At 70.5% G+C, this 26186-nt stretch carries 20 protein-coding genes and 3 pseudogenes; 11 read left to right on the forward strand and 12 right to left on the reverse strand.

Annotated elements, in window-relative coordinates:
- The first annotated feature begins 1 nt into the window (after position 1).
- Entirely contained in the window at positions 2–247 is a 246-nt protein-coding gene (gene rpsR, locus NON19_RS08220) for a 30S ribosomal protein S18 (protein ID WP_255926019.1), read from the forward strand.
- A 66-nt stretch (positions 248–313) separates the two neighbouring features.
- Here rpsR and NON19_RS08225 read toward each other — a convergent pair whose 3' ends face one another.
- Together NON19_RS08225 and NON19_RS08230 are read right to left on the reverse strand one after the other, a co-directional pair.
- Positions 314–703, reverse strand: coding sequence for an SCO5389 family protein (locus NON19_RS08225; RefSeq protein WP_255926020.1), 390 nt, complete (start codon positions 701–703; stop codon positions 314–316).
- A 56-nt stretch (positions 704–759) separates the two neighbouring features.
- Positions 760–1734: an ATP-binding protein gene (locus tag NON19_RS08230; protein WP_255926021.1), complete on the reverse strand. Its 975-nt coding sequence runs from the start codon at positions 1732–1734 to the stop codon at positions 760–762.
- Positions 1735–1918: 184 nt separating this feature from the next.
- Here NON19_RS08230 and NON19_RS08235 point away from each other — a divergent pair, with 184 nt between their 5' ends.
- The 3 genes and pseudogenes from NON19_RS08235 to NON19_RS08240 all read left to right on the forward strand — a co-directional run bounded on the left by NON19_RS08235 (position 1919) and on the right by NON19_RS08240 (position 3116).
- Positions 1919–2254: an ArsR/SmtB family transcription factor gene (locus NON19_RS08235; protein WP_255926022.1), complete on the forward strand. Its 336-nt coding sequence runs from the start codon at positions 1919–1921 to the stop codon at positions 2252–2254.
- A pseudogene (locus tag NON19_RS33610) lies at positions 2254–2361 on the forward strand (cation transporter); the annotation flags it as partial. The gene NON19_RS08235 and the pseudogene NON19_RS33610, both read left to right, overlap by 1 nt.
- Positions 2362–2684: 323 nt before the next feature.
- The gene (locus NON19_RS08240) at positions 2685–3116 is read left to right on the forward strand and encodes an NUDIX domain-containing protein (RefSeq protein WP_255926023.1); all 432 of its coding nucleotides are present in this window, start codon (positions 2685–2687) and stop codon (positions 3114–3116) included.
- 597 nt (positions 3117–3713) lie between these two features.
- On the opposite strand, the gene NON19_RS08245 is transcribed toward NON19_RS08240, so the two are convergent.
- Positions 3714–5546 (reverse strand): APC family permease, encoded by a 1833-nt coding sequence (locus NON19_RS08245; RefSeq protein WP_255926024.1) that lies wholly within the window; start codon positions 5544–5546, stop codon positions 3714–3716.
- A 148-nt stretch (positions 5547–5694) separates the two neighbouring features.
- Here NON19_RS08245 and NON19_RS08250 point away from each other — a divergent pair, with 148 nt between their 5' ends.
- A complete protein-coding gene (locus NON19_RS08250; protein ID WP_255926025.1) occupies positions 5695–5829 on the forward strand; it encodes a hypothetical protein in 135 nt (44 codons plus the stop codon).
- Here NON19_RS08250 and NON19_RS08255 read toward each other — a convergent pair.
- The 3 genes and pseudogenes from NON19_RS08255 to NON19_RS33615 all read right to left on the reverse strand — a co-directional run.
- Complete coding sequence (locus tag NON19_RS08255) at positions 5817–6341, reverse strand: MepB family protein (protein WP_255926026.1); 525 nt, start codon at positions 6339–6341, stop codon at positions 5817–5819. The two genes, NON19_RS08250 and NON19_RS08255, sit on opposite strands and share 13 nt — an antisense overlap.
- Positions 6342–6525: 184 nt before the next feature.
- Positions 6526–8988, reverse strand: coding sequence for an nSTAND1 domain-containing NTPase (locus tag NON19_RS08260; protein ID WP_255926027.1), 2463 nt, complete (start codon positions 8986–8988; stop codon positions 6526–6528).
- Between the two features lie 37 nt (positions 8989–9025).
- Positions 9026–9136 (reverse strand): annotated as a pseudogene (locus NON19_RS33615) (helix-turn-helix domain-containing protein); the annotation flags it as partial.
- A gap of 257 nt (positions 9137–9393) precedes the next feature.
- Between NON19_RS33615 and NON19_RS08265 the strand changes: the two are divergent.
- Positions 9394–9786 (forward strand): hypothetical protein, encoded by a 393-nt coding sequence (locus tag NON19_RS08265; protein WP_255926028.1) that lies wholly within the window; start codon positions 9394–9396, stop codon positions 9784–9786.
- A gap of 421 nt (positions 9787–10207) precedes the next feature.
- Here the strand turns inward: NON19_RS08265 and NON19_RS08270 are convergent, their stop codons facing one another.
- Positions 10208–11290 (reverse strand): PP2C family protein-serine/threonine phosphatase, encoded by a 1083-nt coding sequence (locus NON19_RS08270; protein ID WP_255926208.1) that lies wholly within the window; start codon positions 11288–11290, stop codon positions 10208–10210.
- A 480-nt stretch (positions 11291–11770) separates the two neighbouring features.
- Between NON19_RS08270 and NON19_RS08275 the strand changes: the two genes are divergently transcribed.
- The 3 genes and pseudogenes from NON19_RS08275 (at position 11771) to NON19_RS33345 (ending at position 15935) form a co-directional block, all read left to right on the forward strand.
- Positions 11771–13861 (forward strand): trypsin-like serine peptidase, encoded by a 2091-nt coding sequence (locus tag NON19_RS08275; RefSeq protein WP_255926029.1) that lies wholly within the window; start codon positions 11771–11773, stop codon positions 13859–13861.
- Between the two features lie 207 nt (positions 13862–14068).
- Positions 14069–14716: pseudogene (locus NON19_RS33340) on the forward strand (serine/threonine-protein kinase); the annotation flags it as partial.
- Between the two features lie 580 nt (positions 14717–15296).
- The gene (locus NON19_RS33345) at positions 15297–15935 is read left to right on the forward strand and encodes a hypothetical protein (protein WP_255926030.1); all 639 of its coding nucleotides are present in this window, start codon (positions 15297–15299) and stop codon (positions 15933–15935) included.
- 72 nt (positions 15936–16007) lie between these two features.
- Here the strand turns inward: NON19_RS33345 and NON19_RS08290 are convergent, their stop codons facing one another.
- From NON19_RS08290 to NON19_RS08300, 3 genes are all read right to left on the reverse strand, one after another.
- On the reverse strand, positions 16008–18113 hold the full coding sequence (locus NON19_RS08290) for a nuclease-related domain-containing DEAD/DEAH box helicase (RefSeq protein WP_255926031.1): 2106 nt from the start codon (positions 18111–18113) through the stop codon (positions 16008–16010).
- Between the two features lie 120 nt (positions 18114–18233).
- Positions 18234–18626 carry a hypothetical protein gene (locus tag NON19_RS08295; RefSeq protein ID WP_255926032.1) on the reverse strand — a complete coding sequence of 131 codons (393 nt, stop codon included), beginning with the start codon at positions 18624–18626 and terminating at the stop codon, positions 18234–18236.
- Between the two features lie 111 nt (positions 18627–18737).
- Positions 18738–19718 (reverse strand): C1 family peptidase, encoded by a 981-nt coding sequence (locus NON19_RS08300; RefSeq protein WP_255926033.1) that lies wholly within the window; start codon positions 19716–19718, stop codon positions 18738–18740.
- 705 nt (positions 19719–20423) lie between these two features.
- On the opposite strand from NON19_RS08300, the gene NON19_RS08305 reads away from it, so the two are divergent.
- Positions 20424–22079, forward strand: a complete 1656-nt coding sequence (locus tag NON19_RS08305; RefSeq protein WP_255926034.1) for a sigma-70 family RNA polymerase sigma factor — start codon at positions 20424–20426, stop codon at positions 22077–22079.
- A gap of 149 nt (positions 22080–22228) precedes the next feature.
- Here NON19_RS08305 and NON19_RS08310 read toward each other — a convergent pair whose 3' ends face one another.
- Complete coding sequence (locus NON19_RS08310; RefSeq protein ID WP_255926035.1) at positions 22229–23356, reverse strand: NADH:flavin oxidoreductase; 1128 nt, start codon at positions 23354–23356, stop codon at positions 22229–22231.
- Between the two features lie 129 nt (positions 23357–23485).
- Entirely contained in the window at positions 23486–25399 is a 1914-nt protein-coding gene (locus tag NON19_RS08315; RefSeq protein ID WP_372514051.1) for an MFS transporter, read from the reverse strand.
- Positions 25400–25690: 291 nt separating this feature from the next.
- Between NON19_RS08315 and NON19_RS08320 the strand changes: the two genes are divergently transcribed.
- Positions 25691–26185 (forward strand): MarR family winged helix-turn-helix transcriptional regulator, encoded by a 495-nt coding sequence (locus NON19_RS08320; RefSeq protein WP_255926209.1) that lies wholly within the window; start codon positions 25691–25693, stop codon positions 26183–26185.
- Position 26186: the final 1 nt, after the last annotated feature.

Consider the following 26186-nt stretch of genomic DNA (forward strand, 5'->3'; position numbering starts at 1 on the left):
CATGACCCGCCGTACCTACACCAAAGTCACTGACCGCCGCCGCAAGCAGCGCGCCAACCCACTCGAGGCCGCAGGCATCACCTACATCGACTACAAGAACACCGATCTGCTGCGGAAGTTCATCTCCGACCGAGGCAAGATCCGCAGCCGCCGCGTGACCGGCGTGACCCTCCAGCAGCAGCGCCGCCTGGCCCAGGCCATCAAGAACGCCCGCGAGATGGCCCTGATCCCCTACGGCACACGTTAGCCATCCGAAAACGCCTTCAGCCTCCGCTGACCTGTTGGGTCTGGCGGAGGCTGAAATGTTCGCGCTTTAGCAGTCGCGCAGTTGCGGCGACTGGTTGAGCAACTGGGCACGAGGGGAGGTGAACGCGTCGTACGCCTCCCGCTCTCCGCCTGTGCGGAAGACAGCGACGCGATGGCAGTTCTGGAAGGCCAACCGCACCCCGAAGTGCCGCTCAAGGCTGCCCCGGATGGCATCGCTTGCCAGGGCGCGCAGCAACTGGCCGCGTTCGGCCTCCGAGGGCGGCGGCGTGGTGTTGTCCGCGAACGGAGCCGAACCGCGCTCCAGTTCACCTGCCAGGTCCGAGATCATCCGGTACGCGTACGGCAGTGAAGTGCGGACGGTGTCGACGAAGGCGGCCTCGTCGACCTCACCCCGCTCCGCCTGGGCGAGCAGTTCGGGGGATACGTCGAGCGACATGCGATTCCTATCGTGTTTCGTGGTCGGTTGCTTGCGGAAGTTCAGTGGGCTGCGGCTCAGTGGGCTGCGGCCTGAGCCCGCAGGGCGTTTGGGCCGTGCACGAAGTCGGGGTCGATCTGGGCGGCGAGGTCCTCGCCGGTGGCGCTGTTCGCCCAGGCCGCCGCGTTCTTGCGGTGGAAGGCCACGGCATGCGCCTGGAAGGTGGCCCAGTGCTTCGGCCGGGCCTCGACGGCCGCGTGCAGCCGATCCAACGCGGCCTGGTTGACTGACTCCAGCTCCTCCAGCGATCCGTGGCGCCCCTGCTCCTGGGCACGCACGTACGGCGAGTACTCCAGGCACGCCAACAGGTCGTCGCCAACGTGCTCCTGCAGGAAGGACACATCGTCCGGGCCGGTGACCTTGTTGCCGACGACGGCGAGCGCGATGCCGTACTCGGCGGCGTAGTCGCGGTACTGCCGGTAGACGGAGACGCCCTTGCGGGTGGGCTCGGCCACGATGAACGTCAGGTCGAACCGCGTGAACAACCCGGAGGCGAACGAGTCCGCGCCCGCGGTCATGTCGACCACCACGTACTCGCCGTCCAGGTCGACCAGATGGTTCAGATACAGCTCCACCGCCCCGACCTTGGAGTGGTAGCACGCCACCCCGAGGTCCTCCTCGGTGAACGCACCGGCGGCCAGCAGCCGCACCCCGGCGACCTCGCGTGCCAGCTCCCCGTGGATCGGGTCGTCCCCGTCGACCCGCAGCAGCCGGGAGCCGCGGCCGGGCGGCGTCGTCTTGACCATGGACGCGGCCGAGCCGATCAGTGGGTTACTCCCGCGCAGGTACTCCTTGATCTCGGCCAGTCGGCCGCCCATGGCGGGCAGCCGCGCCGCCTCGTCCTCGGTCAGCCCCAGCGCCACCCCCAGGTGCTGGTTGATGTCGGCGTCGACGGCGACCACGGTGTTGCTGGATGCCGCCAGATGCCGGGCGAAGAGCGCTGACAGGGTGGTCTTGCCGCTGCCGCCCTTGCCCACGAAGGCAATCTTCATGTGCCTGAAACCTTAATCGATTATGAAAACCGTTTCCGAATCACCCTCGGGTAGAACCCGCCGACCTGTCAAGTTCTGTTACGGCGCGGCGAGTTGCAATGCGCCGGACAAGCGACGGGCGGCTCGGTCGCGGCACCAACGATTCACGGTTCTCTGAATTCAGGATTACGTGTACATTCATCGGGTGCTGACCCTCGCCTCCGAGGCCGACGTTCTCGCGCGTTTCGGCCGCGCCCTCGCCGACCCGATCCGTTGCCGCCTGCTGCTGGCACTTCGCGAAGCCCCGGCTCACCCGTCCGACCTGGCCGACGCTCTCGGGATCACGCGGACCCGCCTGTCGAACCACCTGGCCTGCCTGCGCGACTGCGGCCTGGTCGTTGCGGTTCCCGTCGGTCGCCGCACCCGCTACGAACTGGCCGACCCTCGCATCGGGCACGCCCTCGACGACCTACGCACTGCGGTCGTCGCAGTGGAAGCCGACCGTTCCTGCCCCGACGCGGAGCAAAAGGACTGCTGTTGATGGCCGCCGCGACCGCCGACTCCGACCCCGCACGGCAGGAGAGACTGACCCGGCGGATACGGCTGCTCGTCGCGGCGACGATCGGCTACAACGCCGTCGAGGCCGTGAAGGAAGGGCGCGCCGCCTGGCACGGAGAGAGCTGCTGTCCCGTCTCTGCCGCGCCCTCAACCCCGCACGCCGAAAAGGCAGCAGATGCTTGCGGGTGCACGACGGCATGCAGCTGCTGCACTTGATGGTGTGCACGCTACACATCACGTGTTTCCGCCAGCGCTCCAGGCGGATCGTGCGGACGAAATACGGGAATGAGCGGAAGCAGCCATGCCCCGAAGGCTTCGCTGGGCCAGTTCATCTGCGGCGCGACCGCCGTCGCATGGCAAACGCCAGACGCTGCGAGCCAACGAGAGGACGATGGCTAGCGGAAAGGGGAGCGATGACAGAAACCCAGCGCCAGCCGCAGAGCACCCAGGCCACGGGCGTGGCCGTATTGATCACCAACAGCCGAGGCGAGTACCTACTGCACTTGCGCGACGACATCGAAGGCATCTGCTGGCCCGGCTACTGGGCCCTGATCGGCGGAAGCCCAGAACCCGATGAACCGCTGGCTGACGCCATCGCCCGAGAGCTGAAGGAAGAAACCGGGCTCACCATCCCCCTACAGGCGTTCACCACCGTCCAGCAGAAGAACCCCGAGCACCTCGGCAAAGGCCCCATCGCCCTCTACCAAGGCCAGTGGGCCGGCGACGCCCACGCCCTCCCCCTCACCGAGGGCATCATGCTGCACTGGTTCCCAACGACGACCATCCCCCGGCTACGCGTACCCCCGTGGTGCCAGGAAGCCATCCGTATCCATCAGGCTTCCTGAACGAGTTCGAATCAGACCTGTTGGCTGCGGCTGCCAACTTCCGCCCGCGAGCATGCCAGGGCCTGGGGCGGATCAGATTACGACGAGCGTGTCAGGGATGCGGCCACTGCAGCGCGCGGCCTAGTCACGGATAAGACCTGGCTTCTCGCCGCGGCAGTTGCGGGCCCCATCAGCCCTCCGGAATGAACTGCCCTCCCTACCCGGCGAATTCTTTACGGAAACCGCAAAGGACCATACGCAACGTCGAAGAGGTCTCACTGTGGTGGGCGGGACGATGCACCAACGCCCCGCCCCCGACCGTCGGGTATAGCTGCCCCAGAGCCTCGTCGAGCAGTGGACATCTTCTCCTCGCGCGGGCAGCCTGCCGCAACGTGCCATTCGCAGGGGTGAACAGCAGTCACTACGAGTACCGTTCGTCCGCCAGCCGGCCGCACCGCTCCATGGCATTTGCCCAAGTAAGAGGCTACGGACGCGCCAAAGTGCCGGCTGATTCCGCGAAACCGCCTCTGCAGGCCCGCCTGGTCGCCGTGGCCCTGGCCGACCACGTCGGGGCCGCCCTCGACATCGCAGGCATGGGGCGAGGTGAGTAGGCCCAGCTCACCGCGGGATGTCGATGCGGAAGCGCAAGCGGCAGATCACCGCGTCGGTGTAGCGGCGGATCGCGCGGTCCAGGACCGCGCCGCGCTGGTTCTGCAACAGGCGCTGCCAGGGCCGCGGCAGATGCATCTCCGGAATCAGCACCACCAGCCGGTCGTGCGCCTCCTCTGCCCCGACCGCGCGAAGGTGGTCCACGATCGGCCGGGTCAGCGAACGTGTTCGGCTGGTCAGCACGATCAGCGGAACCTGCGGATGCCACGCCGACCAGGCCTCCCGCAACCGCTGGGCGCCGCTCTGATCGTCGGGGTGTACCACCGTGACCGCACGCACCTCGTCCCCCAGCGAGAGAGCGGCACTGATCGCCTCCCGGGTGAGCAGGTTGACCGCGCCGACCGGCACGATGACCAATGAGCGCCGCTCCTCAGGCGGGCCCGGCACCTCGCCCAGATGCAACCCCTGGCCGATCCGCCGGTACGCCCGGTTCACCGCCTCGAACAGCCCCACCAGCACGGCGACCACGAGGAAGACCAACCAGCCGCCCTCCCCGAACTTCGCCACCAACTCGATGACCAGCGCCACCGCCGTCAGCACCGCCCCCAGCCCGTTCAGCAGAGCGCGCCCCTGCCAGCCCACCCCACGCTCGATGCGCCAGTGCCGCACCATCCCCAGCTGGGAGATCGTGAAGCCGATGAAAACACCGATGGCGAAGAACGGCACCAGCGCCTGCGTGTCCCCCTGAGCACCGATCAAGAGCACCAACGCAGCCGCGGCCAGCACCATCACCCCGTGCCGGTAGACCTGGCGGTCCGCACGCAGCCAGAAGACATGCGGCAGATTGTTGTCCCTGGCCAGCAGCGAGGTCAGCACCGGCATGCCGCCGAAGGAGGTGTTGGCAGCCAGCGCCAGCAGCACCATCGTCGCGAACTGCACCACATAGAAGCCCACGTTGTGGCCGAAGGAAGCATCCGCGAGTTGGGCCAGCACCGTCTTGGTGCTGCTCGGTGCCACATGGAACCTACTGATCAGCAGCGACAGCCCCAGCAGCATGAGCCCGAGCAGCCCACCCAGTGCCAACTCGGTGCGCTGCGCCCGGCGCACCCGCGGGCTGCGGAACGTCGGCACGGCGTTGGCGATCGCCTCCACACCGGTCAGCGCCGAACACCCCGATGCGAACGCCCGCAGCAGCAACAACACCCCCACCGTCGAGACGGCGGAGCCCGTGGCATGCGACGGCGCGGTCGCCGGATGCGCCCGCAGCAGGCCGACGACGATGACCGCGAAGATCGCCGCGACGAAGACAACGGTCGGCGCGATCATCACCTTCGCCGACTCGGCTACCCCGTACAGGTTCACGCCCGTGATCAACGCCAGGACGATCACGCACAACCACACCCGATCCCCGTACAGGGACGGAAAGGCCGAGGTCAGCGCGGCAACACCGGCCGAGACCGACACCGCCACGTTCAGCACGTAATCAATGATCAACGAGGCGGCCGCGACCAGACTCACCCGGCGCCCCAGATGCCGACCGGCCACCGCGTACGCGCCACCGCCGTCCGGGAACGCCGCGATGACCTGCCGGTACGAGAACGTCAGCGCCGCCAGCAGCACCACGATCGCCACCGTCACCGGCAACGTGAGCCCCAGCCCCCGGCTGCCCGCCGCCGCGAGCACCACCACGATCGCCTCGGGCCCGTACGCCACCGACGCCAAAGCGTCCAACGACAACGCGGCCAGGCCCTGCGGAACCGTCAACCGGTCCCGCTCATGCTCGCCGACCTTCCTGTCGGCTTCGCCCTCCGCGCCCTGCCCGCCCAACGCGTCCGCAGCCATGCTCACCTCACGTCGTCACTCCAGGCTCACGGCGTGCGCCCAGCGGCATCATGCCCTTGGGCGGGCACCTCGTCGCTGTATCGCACGGCAAGCCATGCGGTGCACGAGTGCTCGATTGTCCCTCTGTCAGAGCCATCCACGTGCGGCGGTGCGGCGTGTTGTCCGCTGCGGCCAGCGCGAGGACGCGCTGGGCGACGCGGACGGCAAGGCGCTCGACGGTACGGCCGCCGTGCTGGTGCAGGTCTCCGGACGCCGTGGCGCTGCGGGCGCCTACGGGTGGTAGAGGGCGTGGGCGAGAGTCAGGTCGGCAGGCTCGTTCTGACCGAGGTTGAAGAAGTAGCGCACCTGCCATGCCTGGGTGCTGCGGGCCTGCCGGTTGGTCGTGGTCACCCACGGCGGGTAGACGCGGAAGCCGCGCTTCCCGCCGGAGCCGTTACGGGAGACGATGTCACGCTCGCACAACACCTCGCGGGGGAAGACGAACTGACCGAAGCCGTCGTCGTCGCGGCTGCCGATCACGAAGAGGTCTACTCCGTCGTCGGCGTCGAAGGGCCGGATCGGGCCCCCTTCAGACCGCTGCCACACAGTGACGAACTGGCCGACCTTCGTCGGGGTGGTCTTGGCCACGCGGAACCGAACCGAGCGGTCATCGAGCGTGAACGCGCAAGCCGCGTACTCGGCACTCTCCGGTTCGGGCACGGGCAGCGAACAGGCGAAACCGCTCGGGTCGTACACCAATGCCTTCGCTGCCAGCAGGTCACCGTGAAGGCCCGTCCACGGCTGATTCGTCACCATGCCGTCATCCTGACATCGCACCCGCGCGCACTGCTTTGCGCCCTCGTGCCACCGCCCTCGAGCCCGAGGACATCCTCCGGACAGAGCCGAGCCCAGGTCAGTCGTTCCGAATACTGACGGTGCGTCAGAGGGCACGGACCGGGCATCCACGATCGATCCGTGACGAATGACCTGGACGCCCTGCTCACCGCGCTGCTCGTCGGCAGGCTGGTACGTACGGCCCCGTGATCTGCTCGGCCCATTCGGTGCGGGTCAGCCAACTGGCCACCTGGCAGGCGTGTTGGAACGCGCGCGGGATGTCGAGGTCCCAGAATCTGGTCAGGCCGTCGTCGCCGGTGCTGACCAGTGCGGTGCTGTCAGGCGTGAAGGCGAGTGAGGTGATCCTGCCGGTGGGTCCGGTGAGGGTCGCTGTGTGCTGCCAGGTGCGGGTGTCCCACAGCTGAACGGCGCTGTCGTCGCCCGCGGCAGCGAGGGTGTGACCGTCGGGACTGAAGGTCAGGGCTTCCGGGTTCGCGGAGGGGCCGAGGAGCCTGCGCACCGCGGTGAGCGTGAACCGGTGTCCGGGCAGTTGATGGAGTTGCCACACCTGGACGCTGTGGTCGCTGAGTGCGGCTGCCAGCAGGGTGCTGTCCGGGCTCAAGGCGGCGGCGAGGGCGATGTCCACGCCCTGGAAGGCGGCGGAGTCGGTCAGCGGTTGGCCGGTCAGGTCGCGCAGTTCCACCCTTCCGGGTGCCGGTCGGGCGAGGAAACGGCCCTGGGGATCAACGGCCAGTGCCCGGGGTACCAGGTTGTCCAGCAGGAGGAGTTGCCGCTGGGTGCGGGCGTCCCAGATCCTGGTCTGTCCTGGGTCGTCGGTGCTGAGCACCATTCCGGCGTGGTCACAGGCGATGGTGCGGGCCGATCCGGTGCCACCGTCCAGCACCGACAGCTGGCCTGTTGGCGTGTCCAGCAGCCGCACCCGCGGGGAGTCGGTGACGATGCCCACCGTCCGGCCGTCCGGGCAGAACGCCATCTGCCACACCGCGTGGGCCTGCGGCGGCAACTGTTGTTGGCGGACCAGGCGCAGGTCCCGGCCGTCTCGCGTGTGGGGATGTCGGCGCCAGGTGCGTACGACACCGTTGGAGTCGCCGGTGACCAGCCAGGTGCCGTCCGGGCTGGTCGCCATGCCGTGGACGGCGGTCCACGGGCGGGACATCTGGACTGCTCCGGCCAGGTCCCACAGCGCGGCGTTGCCGTCCATGCCGACGCTGGCCAGCCAGTGCCCGTCGGGGCTGAAGGCAACGCCCATGACGCGCTCGTTGTGGGCGGGCAGCCGCTGTACCAGGTCTCCTGTCGTTGGGTCCCAGAGCTGGACGGTGTGGTCGTACGAGGCGGTGGCCAGCAGCGATCCGTCGGTGTTGAAGGCGGCGTCGAACACCGCGTCGTCGGCGCGCAGGGTCCGGACCGTCTGCCCGGTCGTGGTGTCCCACAGCACGGCGGTGTGATCGTCGCTGGTGGACACCAGCGTCCGCGAGTCGGGGCTGAAGGTCACGTGGATGACGGCTGCCTGGTGGACGCCGCTGAGTTGGCGTGGCTGATCGCTGCCGTCGCGCCGCCACAAGCGGATGACGCGGTCGCGGGCGCAGGCGGCGATGTAGGTGCCGTCCGCGCTGTAGGCCACGCCCAGCACGGGGCTGTGCAGTCGCATGGGCTGGAACCGCGGCCTGCCCGAGGCCGTTTCCCACTGTCGCACCGCGCCGTCGTCGCCGGCTGCCGCGAGTGTCGCGCCGTCGGGGCTGAAGGCCAGCGCGTTGACGGCGTCCGTCTGCTCGGTGATCGCCCGGTATCCGGCGATAGTCAGGGTGCGGCCGGAGCGTTGCTGCCACAAGGCACGCAGCGTGTGGGCGAGCAGCGGCAGCACCCCCGGATCGGGACAGTCGCCCGGATCGTCGCCGCGTAGGCCCAGGTCGTTCAGGAGTAGTTCCAGCAGCCCCGGTTCGAGTTCGAGTCCGGCCGCGCGGGCGGGTTCACGTACGGCGTCGACGAGTTCGCGTCGGCTCATCGGTCCCAGGGGCAGGTGGCCGCGGCGGGCGGAAACCAGCAGTCCGTCATGGGCCAGGCAGTGGCCGTAGAAGTCGGCGCGTACGCCGAGCACCACCACGCGCGAGCCGCCCGGGCCAGCTTCGGCGCACAACGCGTCGAGGAAGGACCGCTGTTCGTCCTCGTCGGGGCACAGTGTGAAGATCTCCTCCAACTGGTCGACCACCCACACGGTGGGTTCGCCCCTGTCGCGGGCACGCTGCTCGGCGAGTTGCCGTGCGGGCGAGGCGGTAGGGGTGAAAACGGCGGCGGGAGTGGGGCCGAGGCCGGTCAGGTCACCACGCGCCAGCGCCGGTAGCAGTCCGGCCCGCAACAGTGAGGACTTCCCCGCGCCGGACGGGCCGACGACCAGCAGTGGCCCGGTGCGGTCGTGCATCCGCTTTTCCAGGGCACCGATCAACGCCGCCAGGGCGGCGGTTCGGCCGTGGAACCACCGGGCGTGCCGTTCCTCGAAGGCCGCGAGCCCCGGGTACGGGCATTCGCCCCGGACAGCCAGTTTGACCAGCGCACCACCGGCGGCGAGTGCCTCGTCGCAAGCCCGCGTGAACTCCGGGGTGAGGGCGTGCACCGGTCTCGGCTCTGCTGATGTGGGGCTTGGTGTAGTGCGTTCTGCGCGCCAACTCGGCCTGCGACCATCCCGCGGCCAGCCGACGCCGCCTCAGCTCCACCCCGAACGCGTTGTCCAACTCCCCTGCCCTCCCACCCGCGAGCCGCATCTGACCGGTCAACGACCCGGCCCAAGCGCCGTCACGTGCCCGCCAGGCAGCCCGGGCCTGGCGACCGATCCGCAGGTCACCGGGGGTTTCCAGATGCCACGGTCAGGTGGCAACCCGGAACGCCTACCGGCCGGTCCGCGAGCCGACGAAACCTGGAGTGGCCGGGCACCACCGGTCCCGGCAACGCATCGCGGGTGACGAGAACACCTGCCCCCCCGAACGAACCTCGAACGAACCTCGAACGAACGGAGTCTGCGATGTTCGCGACCTTGACCAAGGTGATCGGCCTTCCCGCCATGGCACTGGCCATCGCGGTGACGGGCTCTCCCGCCTACGCGGCCACCGCCCACCTCGACGAGTTCCACCGCCACGACAAGGGAAGCGACTCGGCGAAGTTCCACATGGACAAGGGCGACATGACCGCCAAGCTCACCTTGACGTGCAACGACGGGAACGTCACGGTCACGTTGTTCCACAACCGGTCCTGGCTGCCCGACGTGCAGGTCGGGGCTCCGGCCAACGTGCCCTGCGACGGCCAGGCACATGTCTTGCCGTGGACGGTGGACGGTGGGGACTACCACTTCCACTTCGCACCCGTGAACGCGGCCGGGTCCAACCCGCTGCACGTGGTCGGTGACATCACCCAGTGACCGCGGGGCTCCGGTCGAGACGAGCACGCCCACCCCGACCGGATGCGTTCGCCACCAGCGTGTCCAGCGGTGCGGGGGGCCGCTGGACACGCTTCCGTCGTCGGCGGGCTGAGATCCTGCACCGGCGTCGGTGGAAGCCGCGGAAGCCGCTTCTCCCACACGCTCACGAAAGGCCAACGGCCTTTGCTCCGCCACCAGTTGGTCCGGCCGCTCGCGAGGCGGGGACGGGCGAGGCGGGAGCCGGGGGCGGCGCGGGGTCGGGGGCGGCGCGGAACTGTTGAGCGAGGCGGGGTCAGGGGCGGCGCGGCACCGTTGAGCGAGGCGGGGTCGGGAGGGGGCGCGGTCGTGAGCGAGGCGGGAGCCGGGGGCGGCGCGGAACCATGAGGCGAGGCTGGGGCGGCGTCGGGGGCTCGTCTCCTGATCAGGCGGCGCGGGGAGGGCGGTGGCGCCGGGTGACCGCCAGGATGGCCATGTCGTCCGCGCGTTCGCCCTCGGTCCAGCGGCCGACGTCCTTGGTAAGGGCATCCACGAGTGCGTCGGGGTCACTGAACCGCCTGCGCATGCGCTCTGAGGCGATCGGATCATAGAAGGTCCCCCGCTTGTCCCGCGCCTCGGTGACACCGTCGGTCACCAGCAACAGCGAGGCCCCCGGAGGCAGCCGGACGACATCGGCGGGCACGGAGTCGGCGGGAGTGAGATCGCCCAGCCCCAGGCCGAGGGGCAGCTGTGGCGCGGTTGGGTCGAGCCGTTCGATCTGCCCGTCGAGGACCAGGTACGGGGGCGGATGCCCGCGGTTCACCAGGCTCAGCACCTCGCCGTCCGCGGAGACCTCGGCCAGCACAGCGGTGGTGAAGCCCTCCGTGGAAGCCACCGGGCCGCTGCCTGCCGCTGCCCTGGCCATCGCCTCGTCCATCCGCTGTCCCAGCGTGACCAGGGTGGAGGCGTACTCGGCCTCATGACGGAACGCTCCGATCGCGACCGCCACGGCGGCGACAGCCGCGATGCCTTTGCCCCGCACATCCCCGATGATCATCCGGACCCCGAACGGCGTCTCCTGCACCGCGAAGAAGTCACCGCCGATCCGCGCCTCGGCCTGCGCCGCCGTATACCCCGCGGCCACGGCCAATGGCCCGGCGCTCCCCGGCGGGTCCGGGAGCACCGCCCGCTGGACCGCTTCCGCGACGTCCCTGGCCAGCGCCAGATCACGCCCTTGCCGCACGATGAGCCGGTTGACGGCGAGGGCCAGTACGCCGATCAAGCCGACCACGGCCAGATCCACGAACAGCGGCGTCGCCGGACGTCCGCGTTCGACGTCCACCCCCACCGAGACCACGCACGTGACACACACGATGGCGAGCGCGGAGCGAAAGGAGAGCGTGGCACCCGCGACCAGCGGCGCGGCCGCCAGCAGCGGGAGCCCCTCGTACGGCTGGGGCGCGAAGAGGTCCAGCAGGACGCCAGCCACCAGGGCCAGCGCCGTGATCATCCACGGCACCTTCGCCAACGTGGGTTGCAGGACGTCCACAGTGCATCTCCTGCTTCCGGACCCCGCATTCGCCCCGGAAGGAACGGAGCCACCGTACGGTTTGGCTCACCGCATCATGCTTGTACTTCCACTGGCTTCACATATACGCCTTGCCAGCCGAACGCGCTCACCGCGAGCGCGCTGCCCGCGTCACCAGGGGCGGGAGAGCGGGATCCGCAACGCGGCCGGGAGTCTCCGAGCGATTTACGCCCGCAAAGTTCGCTGCCGCGGCTGACGGCGTTGTGAGGGGATGCCTACGGAACGGCCGTGCGCTTGCTCACCGCGTAGATCTCGCGCAGCCGGAGGGACATGGGCCCGGGTATTCACCGGATGCGACGGCAGCCATATGATCCGACCGCTCAACGACCACACGTGTAAGGGGGAGCTGCCAAGTGAGGAGATACAGGCCAGTTGCTCAGATCCTCTAAGCACCGCGCAGGTCGGCGCGGTGCTTTTCTCATGGGCACTGTCGGAACGGTCGTCGCCCTGATAGGAACGCTCGTCGCGGTGGATGCCGCTGGTGCCGCCGACGCCCCTCCGGTGTCCGCCTCCGCGATACCGGCCACCCCGCCGCCCCGCCCGGCCCACGCGCAACGCTGGACGGCGCTGGAGGCCAGGCAGTTCTGGACCAAGGAGCGCATGGCCGAGGCCAAACCGCTTCCGGACGCCAAGCCGACGAGGGCGCGCAAGGTCAGCCACCCCCGACTCCACGGCGCCGTCCAGCGGCCGAACGCCGGTGGCCCGCACACGCAGGACCTGCGGGAAGTCCCCATGGACACCGCCCCCACCGACACCCCGACGCCCAGCGCCGCACCCACCCCGACGGACACATCGACCCCCGAGCCGTCAGCCACCCCCACCGACACCCCGAGCCCGACCGCCACGGACACGTCATCCGCTTCCCCGAGCCCCACCGACTCGGCGAGCCCCACACCGTCCCCCAGCCCGTCCCCCACCGGCTCGACTGGTACCAGCGCCACCAGCTCGTACTTCGGCGGGCTCCCGATGGTCGGGCGGATGTACATGCAGACCAGTAGCGGCTACTACTTCTGCACCGCGAGTGTGATCAACAGTCCGCACCACGACATCGTGCTCACCGCGGGCCACTGCATGGACTCCCGCGCCGGGGGCGGTTCCATGGCGTTCGTGCCGCAGTGGACAGCGGCCAACCCACAGCCGTACGGCGTCTTCCCCATCGCCACCGACTCCGAAGGACGCAGCCGGGTCTGGATCGACCCGCGCTACTACGACCGCGGCCATGTCCAAGGTGCGCCGTGGGACGTGGCGTTCGTGCAACTCGGGGCACGTAGCGACGGCAAGCAGGTCCAGGACGTGGTGGGCGGCAACAACCTCGCCACCGGCCGTGGCTACGTCTTCCCCAACGTCACACTGGTCGGCTACCCCGGTAACGACCCGCAGCCGCTGACCTGCACCACCGCCACCACACAGTTCACCCCGACCGACGGCACACCGGGGTCGTACCTGCAGATCGCCTGCAGCGACTACCGGGTGGGCACCAGCGGAGGCCCGTTCCTGGCCGACTTCAACCCGCAGACCGGCACCGGTGACGTGGTCGGCAGCATCGGTGGCTGGGACACCGGCGGTCCGACGGCAGACATCTCGTACAGCTCCCTGTACGACGCCGACATCCAGAACCTGTACAACGCGGCGGTGGCCGGAAGCGCACCCGCGCGCCCCAACGTGCTGCCCAGTGCCTCGACCATGACCCACGCCACGCTCATGGCGTCCGGCTACTTCACCCCCTCGCCATCGCCGGACCCGGACAAGAGCGACCTGATCGTGCGCTGGTCCGACGGTGAACTGACGCTCTACCGCGGCGCGGGCAACGGAAGGTTCGACAAGGAGATCCAACTCGCCGCGTCCAACACCACCTGGACGAAGGCGGTCTCCATGACCGCGGGCGACTTCACCGGATCCAACACCTATGACCTCATGGTCCGTTGGACCGACGGCAGCCTCACCCTCTTCCCCGACGTGGACGCCACCGGACTGCACCAGCAGATCACACTGGTCAAACCCGGCACGATGTGGCAGCACGAAGTCGCCATGACGGCTGGCCGCTACACCACCGACGACCACTGGCCCGACGACCTCATCGTGCGCTGGTCCGACGGCGAGACCACGCTCTACAAGGACATCAGCGCCTCGGGCGCCCACGGCGAGGCCCAACTCAACCCGCCCAACTCCCTGTGGACCCACGCCACCACGCTCGCGACCGGTGACTTCGCCGGATCCAACGAATCGGACCTGGTGGTCCGTTGGTCCGACGGCGAGCTGACCCTCTATCCCGACGTCGACCAGAACGGCTTCCACGGCGAAGTACGGCTACGTGCCCCCAGCACGCTGTGGACCAACGCCACAGTCGCCGTAGCGGGCAACTTCACCAGCACCGACAACTGGCCCGACGACTACCTGGTGCGCTGGTCCGACGGCCAGGTCTCGATGTACCAGGACACCGGAACGACCCTGGGCACCGAATCCGTCCTCGTCGCCGCGTCCAACTCGACACTGCCCTACAACCGACGCTGACCCTCGCCACCCGCCAGCCGCCGCCAGGGTCCTACGCTGTGGGGGCCCGGCGGTGGCAGGCATGGGATGCGGCCGGGTGGTCGGCTCGGGAGGGGAGCGGTAACAGTGGCGGGGACCGGGGGCGGTTCGAACGGCAGAGTGCTCGCCGGGCGGTACCGGGTGATCGAGCAGCTCGGACGTGGCGGCATGGGCATGGTGTGCCGGGCCATGGACGAGGTGCTCGGGCGCGAGGTCGCCGTCAAGGAGCTGCGTACCTTCGCCGACGCCTCGGCCGGTGAGCTCGCCGATCTGCGGCTGCGGATGCAGCGGGAGGCGCGGGCCGCCGCCCGCATCCGGCACGCGGGCGTGGTCTCGGTCCACGACGTGGCGGAGGAGGACGGCCGCCCGATCATCGTCATGGAGCTGGTGGACGGCCCGTCTCTCGCCGACGTGCTCGCCGATGGCGGCGCCCTTGACCCGCGGGAGGCCGCCGCGATCGGCGCCAAGGTGGCGGACGCGCTGGGCGCGGCGCACGCCGCCGGTGTGCTGCACCGCGACGTCAAGCCGGGGAACGTGCTGCTGGAACGCGGAGGCCGGGTGGTCCTCACCGACTTCGGCATCGCCACCATGGAGGACCCCGGCGACGGCGCGGCCGCCAACCTCACCCAGAGCGGCCAACTGGTCGGTTCGCTCGACTTCCTCGCCCCCGAGCGCGCCCAGGGGCGGCAGCCCGGCCCGGCCTCGGACATCTGGTCGCTGGGCGCGATGCTCTACGCGGCGGTGGAGGGCGACTCGCCCTTCCGCCGTACGTCGACGTGGTCCACGCTCGCCGCGATCGTCACCGAGCCCCTCCCGGAGCCCCGTGCGGCGGGCCCGCTCGCACCGGTACTGGAAGTGCTGCTCGCCAAGGAACCGGAGGCGAGGCCGGACGCCCAAGGTTCGCGGGAGATGCTGGAGTCGGTGGCGCGGGGCTCCGCGTGGCCGGGCGGAGCGGCCTTCGGACCCCCCGACCGGGACGGCGGGACCCGGGGACCCGGAAACGAGGGCGCTCGGGGCGCGGCCCGCCACGGGGTCGATGGGCTCCGGCCAGGCCAGGGCCGCCCAGCCGGTGCCCGCTCAGCCAGTGCCCGGCCAGCCGCAGCCGTACGCCGGTGCGGGAGCGCCCTTCGCTCAGCCGCACGCCGGGACGCAAACGCCGCCCGCGCACCCACAGTCGCACCCCGGGACGCAAGCCCCGTCCGCGCACCCCCAAGCGCAGCCTCACCCTCAGTCACAATCCCAGCGGGACCCCCGCCCCCAACCGCAATCCCACCTCCAAGCCCACCCCCAACCGCAATCCCACCCCCAAGCGCCGGGTTGGCCGCCGCCCGACGACGGGACCCGCCCCACACACCCCGTCCCCGCCGGAGACCCACGCGAGAGCGGCGGCCGACGTCAACGCCGTACCGCCGTCGCGGTGGCCGCCGCGGTCGCCGTCGTGGTGGCGGGGGCCGGGGTGACCTGGGCCGTGATGGGCCGCTCGGGCGGCAGCGGTGGCGCGGGCGGTCAGGCCCAGCAAGCCGCTCCCGCGCGGCCGTCGCAGGGGGACCCCCTGGAGTCCGTGGTCAACGGTGGCTCCGGCGCGCACGGCGCCTCCCCGTCCGCCCGCGCGAGCGCCAGCGCCACCACCCCGGCGAGGTCCGCTGGCCCGTCCTCCGGCCCCGCCGGGACGAATGCGAACCCGACAGCGGCCGCGCCGAAGCCCCCGTCGGGCGACCCCGGCTACCTCCCCGGCTCCCTCGCCTCGACCGAAGGGTGCATGGCCTGGCTGGACTACAAGGCATCCGGCACGGGCGGCTTCGCCATGGGCACCCTCGAATCGGCCGGGAGCTCCTGCGAGATGCACTTCTTCAGGAGTTATGTTCCGGATTCGGCGTCCTCCCAGAACCTCAACTCCACGCACACCCTCAATGGTTCCGGCAGCCAGTCCACGAACTGGTACTGGGACGGCCCCAACTACTACGCGGGCGTGTGTGTCTGGCGCGTCGGCGACTACGCGCACTACAGCTGCGGCGGCCGCTACTACGTGGCGAACGGAAAGCCGCTGCCGCGCTGAGCCGCCAACCGACGGCCGCAGCGGCCGGATGCCCCTTCCCGCCGCCGCTGCTCGCAGGCCGGGTGGCGAACCTCATGCACCTTCCGGCGCTCGGCTCACGCTGCCCAGCCACAGCACGTCACGAGCGCGGGTCATGGCCACGAAGAGCTGGCTGCGGAACAGTTCGTTTCGCTCGCGTTCGGTCTCCGAGGGCCAAGTACCGTCGGTACGCGGGTCGTTGGACAGCGCGGCATCGTGCTCGGGAAGGTACACGCGTTTGAACTCCAGGCCCTTGGCCCGGCGGTAGCTGCCGAGTTTCACGGCTTCGACGGGCCGGCCATCGTAGTGTTCCAGCAGGCAGACCGGAATGCCCGCCCGGGTCAGCAGGCCCTGGTAGTGGCCTATGGCCCGCATGGAGGGGCACAGCACCGCGGTGTCCGCCCGCGCCGCGGGCGACAGAGCGCGCAGGGCATCCAGCAGGGCCTGGTCGTGCTCGGCCCGGGTCGGCTTCGAGACACGGACCACCTGGCCGTCGTGGTAGGTCAGCTCGACATCCCGGCGGCCCGGCGTACGCAGTCCGTCGATGTCCTCGAAGGCGTCATCGGCGACGACCGCGAGCGCCGCTTGGAGGATCTCCTTGCGGTTGCGGTAGTTGGTGCGCAGCACCTGCCCGCGGTCTCCCCGGATGTCGATGCCCGCGTCGGACAGGCGGAATCCGCCGGGATAGACGGCCTGTTGACCGTCGCCGACCAGGAGCAGCCCGTTGGGGGCGTCACCGACGAGGGCGTGCAGCAGACGCACCCCGACGAGCGTCAGGTCCTGGACCTCATCCACGATCACGGCCGTGTAGCGGTGCTGACCCGTGTCGCGGCGCGCTTCGGCCAGCGCGAGGGAGAGGACGTCGTTGAAGTCGTGCACCCCGCGCTCGGTGCGGATGGATTCGTACGCCTCGTACAGTGCCCATACCGCCTGCCGGTGCGGGCGCCGTAGGCTCGCGCGGCGGCGTCGGCGGGGCACTGTGGCGTACTCCTCGAAGGAGGCGATGCCGCGGCCCTTGACCACGTGGTCGATCTCCTCGCGCCAGTACCCCGGCGACGGGTCGATCTCGGCCAGGCAACTGTCGCGGCCGACGTGCTTCCACGCCAGGCTGAAGGCGGTCTCGGCCTTGTCCCGGTGCAACCGTACCGGCACGCCGCGGTCGTGCAGGTACTCCTGGGCCCAGGAGTGCAGGCTGCGGAAGTCGACCCGGTCGGCGACCGCGGGGGACATGGTCCTGAGGAAGGTGCCCTGCACCCGCGGAAGGTTGTTGGCGAAGGTGACGTACAGAATCCGGCCGTTGCCGCGCCGTGCGAGATGGGCCGTGCGGTGCAGGGCGACCACCGTTTTGCCGGTCCCGGCCGGGCCGCTGATGCGCGCGGGACCGGCCCAGTTACGGCGCACCAGTGCGACCTGGTCGGGGTGGAGGAAGGTCATCCACCGCTCTATCGGGGCCCGAAACGCCTCTTCCACAGCGGCCTCGCGCAGGCCGTCGAGGTCGAACATCGCGTCGGGCGGCGCCTGTTCGGGCTGGGACTGCGGCTGCGGCCGTAACCGCGCCGCCTCCGTCACCGCCGACCCCTCGTACTCGGGGAAGAAGCGCTCCAGTTGGTCGGCGATGACCCGCACGGATTCACCGCCCAACCTGCGGCGCTCCGCCAGCAGTGCCGGGCCGACCTCGTGTTCTCCCAGCAGCCGCACCCGGCCGAGCTCAAGGTCGACCCGCTGCCCGGCGAAGACCATGAGGGGCTGGACCGCCACCGGCGAGAGCCCCAGCGAGGCCACCGCGCTCTCAGCGGCCTTCGTCATGGCGAGGAGTTTGGCCACGTGTTCGTCGCGGGGCTCGCCCCCGGCGCGGAGCTTGCCGCCCGAAGTCTCCGGCGCGGAGCGCCAGTTCTTCACGTCGAGTACGAAGACACCACCCGGGCCGACCAGCAACATGTCCACGTTGGCCGCCCGCGTCCCCGGCCACCTGCGGTCGACCAGCAGCCGCCATCCGCGTTCCGTCAGCACCAACAGCTGGGCCGCCACCCTGCGTTCGCCCTCGCTCGCGGCTTCCCATCTGCGCGCCTGTTGCCGCGCCGCCTGCCACTGCTCCCTCAGCAGCCGTTCCTGCCGCCGTGCCTCCTGCGCCCGCCGTGACGCCGATCCGCCAGCCGCCATGCCACGCCCCCCTCGTACGCGGAGTAGTGATCATAGAACGGTCGGCGACGTAGCGCTCTGAACGGGCGCGGGAAACCGAGCGACCGGCCAAGCACATCGCCCGCGCTCCCGGCGGAGCGCTCAGCGTCGGCGGCCGACGTGTGTCGTCGGGCGCACCCGCATGCCGGACCAGGTGTCGTCCAGGGAGATCAGCGAGACGCCCACCAGGCCGTGGCGGGCGAGCCGTTCCTGGAGGATGTCGCGGTTGAGGTCGGTGCCCGCCTTGGCGCCGCCCTTGCGGTAGGCGACCCACAGCAGCCCGTCGACGGGGACGGCGTCCAGCGCGTCCTTGACGGTGGCGTCCAGAGTGGCGGCGTCGGGCGCGAAGAGCACGGCGAGGTCCGCCGCGCCCTTGGCCGTCGTCATCGTGGCGTCCGCCGGGAGGGGCCCAGGCGTCCAGCCCTCGGGCGCCCCCACCAGCAGAAGGGTCGCGCCCTCCTTGGCCCCCAGTTTCTCGGCGGTCGTCTTGGCCATGCGCCGATGCTACGCGGCGCGCACCGCACGCACCCGGCGGCGCCCCGCGGTCGGCCCCGAGGAGGATGGGGCCGACCGCTGGGCTGGCTCAGCGCTGCCGTGACCGGGCCCTCACTGCTTGACGAGCTTGCCGACGGCGTTGGCCTCCTGTACCTGCTTGGCCAGGAAGTCCCAGGACAGGTTGATGTATCCGCGGTCGCCCCAGTTCTTGCCCCAGGAGTTCTCCACCCGCACGCCACGGCTGTTGTAGCCGACGATGGTGATCTCGTGGCCGCCCGCGTACTGTTCGCCCGCGGCCGGGGAGTACGTGTAGGAGGCGGCCTGCCGCTGGTTGAGGTAGAAGAAGCTGTCGTACACCGGGATCGCGATGACGACCGGCTCACCGCGGCCGAGGGCCGATTCCACATCGTTCTTGATCTGTTTGCCGGTGTGCAGCGGGGTGTAGCCGGACAGCTTCCACTTGGCCGCGTTGGCTATCTCGTTCGCGGTCGGTTGGGTGGTGTAGTCGAAGTCGCCTTGCCAGTAGTCGGACTTGGTGTCGACGCCTTGCGAGGTGGCGATCTGGAAGTGCTGCTCCGGCGAGGTGCCCACGTTCTGCCCGTGGACGATCTGGGAGTAGGTGAACATGGGCGCCTGGGGGCCGCCGGAGATGCCCTGTTCGTGTTCCAGGATGCTGTAGGCCGAGTAGTCGATGGACCAGGCCACGCAGGAGCCGACCTGGCCCTGATTGCCCGGCGCGGCGGCGTACTTGGTCAGATCGACGCTGGCGGGAAGGGCCCGGCGCTTCTTCGTCGGCTTGGTGGCCTCGGCCGTCGGGCTCGGAGCGGTGGCCTCCAGTCGCTGTTCGACGGACTGGCGCAGCATGGACTGGCGCCACGCCGACTTCGACGGCACAGCACCCAGACCGAACGGGTGCCGCGTCGCGCTCGCGGTGCGCGGTGCCTGGCTGGCGGCCTGGTCGTGACGGGGCGCGACGGTGCTCGCCGAGGAGACCCCGACGGTCACGGCCGCGATCGCCCCGGCCGAGGCAAGCGCGATGCCAGCGCGTGTCCTGCCGCTGATGGTCTTCCACTTGTGGGCAGCACGAGACATGGTTGATCTCCTTATGGCTGTCAGGGGCCTGACAGGAAGGTGTTGGTGGGAAGGCGCTTGCGGAGCGCCCGCGTGAGCCGACCGGAACGGTGAGCCGGTGGTATGTGCCGTCACGCCCCGCCGTCTGGCGGCGCGTTGCGCGCGGCTGGCGGGTGATGTGTGTGACGCGGGCTCGCGGTCAGTCGGCGAGGACGGCTACGCCCTCAGAGGTGTTCGAGTTCCACGACCCCGTACGGGTCTTCCGCGCGATCGAGACGAAGTCAACAACGGCCCTACCTGCCTGAGATGGTGGGAACGGCTCGCGACCAACGCCTTTGACAAGGGCGCATGCTTCGCGTGCGATCCCGGAACGTGGGGGGAATACGGCAGCGATCCCCGAGGGATTCACGGCTGCCGAGGCTCTCGTGAACTGGACGCTGTCGAAGGCAAGTCCAATGGGCAGTGGAAGTTAGCCGGTCGACGAGGATCCGATCAAGCCCAAGTGGCGCTCGTCACAGTTTCGGCCGACGGTCGGTCCCGATTTCCGCGCGGCAGCGGCTATGTGACCGGGATGTGCCGGAATAACGGCACTTGACGGCCCTTATCGGCCGACCCGAGAGAAGTCAGCAAGAAATTTCCCAGGTTTCTGTTATCCGACCCGCCCTGGCAGGGTCTCCCAGGTGTCGAAGGCATGCAGACACGTTGCGGCAGGGAGCGAGGACGGACATGACGCCAGAACGTGAGGCCACGGTCATCGCGACCACGCGGGCAGGAGGCGAGCGCACACGGGACGAACTGGTAGCCGAGTACCTGCCGTTGGTCTACAACATCGTCGGCCGCGCTCTGCGCGGTCACGCGGATGTGGACGACGTGGTGCAGGAGACGATGCTGCGCGCCCTGGACGGTATGGCCGGGCTGCGCAAACCCCACCGGTTCCGCGCCTGGCTGGTGGCCGTGACGATGAACGAGATACGTCGGCACTGGCACCGCAAACAGGCGTCGGCCGGTGACACCAGGGTCGACGAGGTGGCCGAACTGGCCGATCCGGGCGCCGACTTCGTGGACCTGACCATCATCCGCCTCGGTCTGTCCGGGCAGCGCCGGGAGGTCGCCGAGGCGACCCGGTGGCTTGACGAGGACGACCGCGCGCTGCTGTCGCTGTGGTGGCTGGAGGCGGCGGGTGAGCTGACCCGTTCGGAGGTGGCCGCCGCCCTGCAACTGCCCTCGGGTTTCGTCGCGGTGCGGGTGCAGCGGATGAAGGCGCAGTTGGAGGGCGCCCGGTTGGTGGTGCGCGCGCTGTCGGCGCCCTCGCGTTGTCCGCGGTTGGATTCCGTCGTGTCGCGGTGGGACGGTGTTCCGTCCGCTCTGTGGCGCAAGCGAATATCCCGGCACGTCCGCGACTGCGGGGCCTGTTCGGGTCGGCGCAGCGGGCTGATACCCGCGCAGAGCCTGCTCGTCGGCATCGCCCTGGTGCCGCCGACCGCCGCTTTGGCCTGGTCCGCGGCCCAGGTGGTGCACGCACCGGCCGCCAGCCTGACGGCCCAGTTGAGCGCTTCGGCCAGCACGCCGCCGACCACGGCGGCGCGGCACGCGGCACACCGGGCGAACGGGCGGCCCGGCGGACGGCTCGGCGGCCACCGCCGTCCGCGGTTGCGGCCCCGGGGCACGCACCTGCTCGCCGGAGGCGCCGCGGTGACGGCCGCGGCCACCGTGATATCCGTGGCCCTCGGCTCACCGAACGACACCCACGCGGCGAAACCCACCTCCGCCGCCCAGCCGGTGCTGGTGAAGACGGCGCCGATAGCCAGCCCGCCCCCGCACACTTCCGCGCCCCCGACCCCCCACCCGCCCACGGCCTCCCCGAGCCGGACCCCGACCGCCGCGCCGCGCCCAGCCCAGCCGTCCCCGACCCACCCGGCAGCGGCCCCGGTCAGCACACCGCCCACGCCCCCGCCAGCCGAACCCGGCGCGGTCCAGCAGGTCCTCGCGCTGATCAACCAGGCACGCGCCGCCCACGGCCTGGCGCCCTACACCATCACCACCGGCCTCACCCACAGCGCGACCGGACACAACACCGCCATGGACAACGGATGCGGCCTGTCCCACCAGTGCCCGGGCGAAGCCCAGTTGGGCGACAGGGAGACGGCCGCGGGCGTCCACTGGGGCGCCGCGGGGGAGAACATCGGGCAGGCCTCCGCGGGACCGGACGCCCAGCAGGTCGCCACGGCCGCCGTCAGCCTCACGCAGTCCATGCTGAACGAGCAACCACCGAACGACGGCCACCGCCAGAACATCCTCAGCAGCACGTTCACCCACATCGGCATCGCCGTCTACCGGGACCCGAACGGCACCGTCTGGCTCACCCAGGACTTCTCCGACTGAGCGCCGCAGGGCACCGGTTGGAACCGGTGCCCTGGGGCCCAAAGGGGCGCGGGGCTGTGGTCATGTGCGGCTCCGCCACGTGGGCGCGACCAACCACGACGGCGCCGCAGCCAAACCGACCGCACCTCGCCGCACCCCCAACCGAGCGCCTAGCTCAGCGTCTTGAGCGCCGCCGCGTCGTACGGCGTGAGCTGCTCGAACCGGCCGCCCAGCACCTTCGCCGCCCACTGCGGGTCCTGGAGCAGTGCGCGGCCGACGGCGACCAGGTCGAACTCGTCGCGCTCCAGGCGGTCGAGGAGGTTGTCGAGGCTGCCGACCGCCGCGCCCTCGCCCGCGAACGCGCGGATGAAGTCGCCGTCGAGGCCGACCGAGCCGACGGTGATGGTGGGCTTGCCGGTGAGCTTCTTGGTCCAGCCCGCCAGGTTCAGGTCCGAGCCCTCGAACTCCGGGAGCCAGTAGCGGCGGGTGGAGGCGTGGAAGGCGTCGACCCCGGCGGCGGCGAGCGGGGCCAGGATCGCCTCCAGCTCCTGCGGGGTCTCGGCGAGCCTGGCGTCGTAGGCCTCCTGCTTCCACTGGGAGTAGCGGAAGATCACCGGGAACTCCGGCGAGACGCTCTCGCGGACCGCGGCCACGATCTCGGCCGCGAACCTGGTACGGGCCACGGGGTCGCCGCCGTAGGCGTCGGTACGGCGGTTCGTCCGCTCCCACAGGAACTGGTCGAGCAGGTAGCCGTGGGCGCCGTGCAGTTCGACGCCGTCGAAGCCGATGCGCTCGGCGGCCGCGGCGGCCTCGGCGAAGGCGCCGATGACATCGTCCAGGTCGCGCTGGGTCATCGCCTTGCCGGTGCCCTCGGTGCCGTCGACGCGGATGCCGGAGGGGCCGACGGCGGGTGCGTCGGCGTAGGGCGCGTCGCCCTGCTTGCGCACCATGCCGATGTGCCACAGCTGCGGCACGATGGTGCCGCCCGCGGCGTGCACGTCCTCGGCGACCTTCGCCCAGCCCGCCAGTTGCTCCGCACCGTGGAACCGCGGCACCCGGTCGCTCTGCCCGGCCGACTCGTGGCCCACGTAGGTCCCCTCGGTGACGATCAGACCGACACCCGCGGCAGCGCGACGGGCGTAGTAGGACCGCACGTCCTCACCGGGGACGCCGCCCGGGGAGAACATGCGCGTCATCGGCGCCATCACGATGCGGTTCGGGACGGTCAGGCCGTTCAGCGTGACGGGCCGGGACAGTATCTCGGCCGCACGGGAGGCGGAGGACTCGGTGACGGTCACGGAAAGCTCCTTTGTAGAGACCAGTCGGTATGTGCAAACGCGGCTTGAACTTGTTAGCGGGCAACCGTCGCGGTGACCCCGGCATTCCGCCCACGCGGCGGGCCGCCCGTGGTCCCGGACACCGTCGCCTCACAGCGCCGGGGGATGCGCCAACTCCATGTCGGCCCCGTCCACGCCGCGCCCCTCGACGGCCAGCGCCGAGGCCACGGGCGGATAACCGCTGGCGATGAGCGAGTACTCGCCCGGTGCCAGGTCGGTGAAGGCGTACGTACCGTCGGCGTCCGTGATGGTGGTGCGCACCACGGTCCCGGCGGCGTCCACCAGCGTCAGCCGGGCATCCGGCAGCGGACGGCCGCCCGCCGCGGCGCGTACGGTGCCGCGCACCCGCGCGGCGACCGGTTCCGCGGCGCGGGGGAACCTGATGCCGTGGGCGACCGGGGTCGCCGCCGCCATGACCGAGGCGGCCTGCGGCTGGTGCCCGCCCGCGGCCGCGATCAGCACGTACGGGCCGGGGGCCGGGGCGTCCAGCCCGTACCGGCCGTCGGGGTGGGAGACCGTGCGGCCCACCTGCCGTCCGTCCGGTGAGACGAGGGTGAGGGCGGCACCGCCCAGCGGCTCGCCGTCGGCGTCCCGTACCAGGCCGTGGAACCCGGCCCCGCCCGGGACCGCGGGCTGCGTACCCGGCTCATCAACTGCCGCCTGCTGCACCGGCGTTGCGGGGACACGCGCCCGCGCACTCCGGCCCGGCAGGAACGCGGCGATCAGCAGCGCCGCCGCACACGCCGCGCAGGCGATGACGAACGAGGTGCGGAAGCCGTTCATGGACGGCAGCGGCACCCCGCCCAGCGGCTTGGTCATGTGGGTGAGCACAACTCCGAGGACGGCGCTGGCCGTTGAGGTGCCGATGGACCGCATCAGGGTGTTGAGGCCGTTGGCGGCGGCCGTCTCCGAGGTCGGCACCGCACCCATGATCAGGGCGGGCATGGCCGCGTAGGCCAGTGCGATGCCGCCGCCGATGATGGCGGAGACGATCAGCGTCTGCCAGACCGTGTGCGTCAGGCCGAGCGCCGACGCGTAACCGGCGGCGATCACCACGCTGCCGAGCATCAGGGAGACCTTGGGGCCGCGGGCCGCCGAGATCTTGGCGGAGACCGGGCTGAGGAGAATCATCACCACTCCGCCGGGCACCACGCACAGCCCCGCGACCACCATGGACTGCCCCAGCCCGTAGCCGGTGGCCTTCGGCAACTGCAGTAGCTGCGGCAGCACCAAGGACATGGCGTACATCGCGAAACCGATGGTGATCGCGGCCAGGTTGGTCAGCAGCACCTGGCGGCGCGCGGTGGTCCGCAGGTCGACCAGCGGCTGCCGTACGCGCAGTTCGACCGCGCCCCAGACGATGAGGATCACCACCGAGGCGGCGAACAGTCCGAGCGTGGTGCCGCTCCCCCAGCCCCAGTCACTGCCCTTGGAGATACCGAGCAGCAGACAGACCAGTCCCGCGGAGAGCCCGACCGCTCCGATGATGTCGAAGCGCCCGGGGGTGCGGACCGGGGACTCCGGTACGAACAGCGCGGCGAGCAGGAGCGCGACCGCGGCCAGTCCGGCCGACCCCATGAACAGCACGTGCCAGTTGGCGTGTTCGGCCACGAAGGCGGCGGCCGGCATGCCGAGCGCGCTGCCGACGCCCAGCGAGGAGCTCATCAGTGCCATGGCCGAGCCCATCCGCTCGGCGGGCACCTCGTCGCGCATGATGCTGATGCCGAGCGGGATCACGCCCATCGCGCCGCCCTGCAGGGTGCGGCCGACCACCATCGGCAGCAGATCCGAGGTGAACGCGCAGACCAGCGAGCCGATCAGGAGCAGGCCGAGGCTGCAGAACAGGATCCGCCGCTTGCCGAACATGTCCCCGAGCCTGCCCATGACGGGGGTGGCGACGGCTCCGGCGAGCAGGGTGGCGGTGATCACCCAGGAGGCGTTGGAGGTCGTGGTGTGCAGCAGCCGCGGCAACTCGGCGATGAGCGGCACCACAAGGGTCTGCATCACGGCGACGACGATGCCAGCGAACGCGAGCACCGCGACGATCGGGCCTCCGGTGCGCGAGCGCGCGGCGGAGGGCTCGGTTATGGGGGAGGACACGCTTACCGCCTAGAGGTTCAGGCTCGGGCTCGCTTCAGGCCCGGGGCCGAGGGGAACGGCCTGGGGCCGACAGGGGGAGTGCACGATACACAGGGTGTGCATCATACACATCACACGCCTGCGATGTGTATGATGCACATCACGGGACGGGCGCAGGAGACCCGCACGGTCCCGCGCGGGCTGGGATCGGGAAGAATGCGGTGCCGGGAAGGAGTAGGAGGCGCGGTGCTGGAGAGACTGGAGCGGGAGCTGATGCTGCTCTCGCGGCACCAGGTGATGGCTCGCCGGGAGCGCGACTCCCAGCGCCTGGACCGTTCGGCCTACCTGCTGCTCAGCCGGATCGACGCCCAAGGACCCATGTCCATCGGGCAGTTGGCGGAGGCCTTCGGGCTGGACACCTCGACCGTGAACCGGCAGACGGCCGCACTGCTCCGCTGCGGTCTGGCCGAACGCGTCGCGGACCCGGAAGGCGGCATGGCCCGCAAGCTGCGCATCACCGACGAGGGCGGGCGAAGGCTCGCCGCCGACCGCGAGGTCAACTGCTCCTGCCTGGCCCGGGTGGTCGCCGACTGGTCGCCGGAGGAGCTACGGGAGCTGGAGGACGTACTGGTCCGGCTCAACCGCAGCGCCGAGGCGCTGGAGGGACGGCACTGGCCGCGCGCGGAGGACGACGCGGGCCAGGCGCGGTAGC

The organism is Streptantibioticus rubrisoli (genome assembly GCF_024436055.1).
In the GTDB taxonomy this organism is placed as follows: Bacteria; Actinomycetota; Actinomycetes; order Streptomycetales; family Streptomycetaceae; genus Streptantibioticus_A; species Streptantibioticus_A rubrisoli.

Bases quoted from the DNA above. Each gene is read 5' to 3' on its own strand.
- rpsR (WP_255926019.1), top strand. From the start codon at position 2: ATGACCCGCCGTACCTACACCAAAGTCACTGACCGCCGCCGCAAGCAG.
- NON19_RS08225 (WP_255926020.1), bottom strand. From the start codon at position 703: ATGTCGCTCGACGTATCCCCCGAACTGCTCGCCCAGGCGGAGCGGGGT.
- NON19_RS08230 (WP_255926021.1), bottom strand. From the start codon at position 1,734: ATGAAGATTGCCTTCGTGGGCAAGGGCGGCAGCGGCAAGACCACCCTG.
- NON19_RS08240 (WP_255926023.1), top strand. From the start codon at position 2,685: ATGACAGAAACCCAGCGCCAGCCGCAGAGCACCCAGGCCACGGGCGTG.
- NON19_RS08245 (WP_255926024.1), bottom strand. From the start codon at position 5,546: ATGGCTGCGGACGCGTTGGGCGGGCAGGGCGCGGAGGGCGAAGCCGAC.
- NON19_RS08255 (WP_255926026.1), bottom strand. From the start codon at position 6,341: ATGGTGACGAATCAGCCGTGGACGGGCCTTCACGGTGACCTGCTGGCA.
- NON19_RS08265 (WP_255926028.1), top strand. From the start codon at position 9,394: ATGTTCGCGACCTTGACCAAGGTGATCGGCCTTCCCGCCATGGCACTG.
- NON19_RS08275 (WP_255926029.1), top strand. From the start codon at position 11,771: ATGGGCACTGTCGGAACGGTCGTCGCCCTGATAGGAACGCTCGTCGCG.
- NON19_RS08290 (WP_255926031.1), bottom strand. From the start codon at position 18,113: ATGGCGGCTGGCGGATCGGCGTCACGGCGGGCGCAGGAGGCACGGCGG.
- NON19_RS08295 (WP_255926032.1), bottom strand. From the start codon at position 18,626: ATGGCCAAGACGACCGCCGAGAAACTGGGGGCCAAGGAGGGCGCGACC.
- NON19_RS08300 (WP_255926033.1), bottom strand. From the start codon at position 19,718: ATGTCTCGTGCTGCCCACAAGTGGAAGACCATCAGCGGCAGGACACGC.
- NON19_RS08305 (WP_255926034.1), top strand. From the start codon at position 20,424: ATGACGCCAGAACGTGAGGCCACGGTCATCGCGACCACGCGGGCAGGA.
- NON19_RS08315 (WP_372514051.1), bottom strand. From the start codon at position 25,399: ATGCAGACCCTTGTGGTGCCGCTCATCGCCGAGTTGCCGCGGCTGCTG.
- NON19_RS08320 (WP_255926209.1), top strand. From the start codon at position 25,691: ATGCGGTGCCGGGAAGGAGTAGGAGGCGCGGTGCTGGAGAGACTGGAG.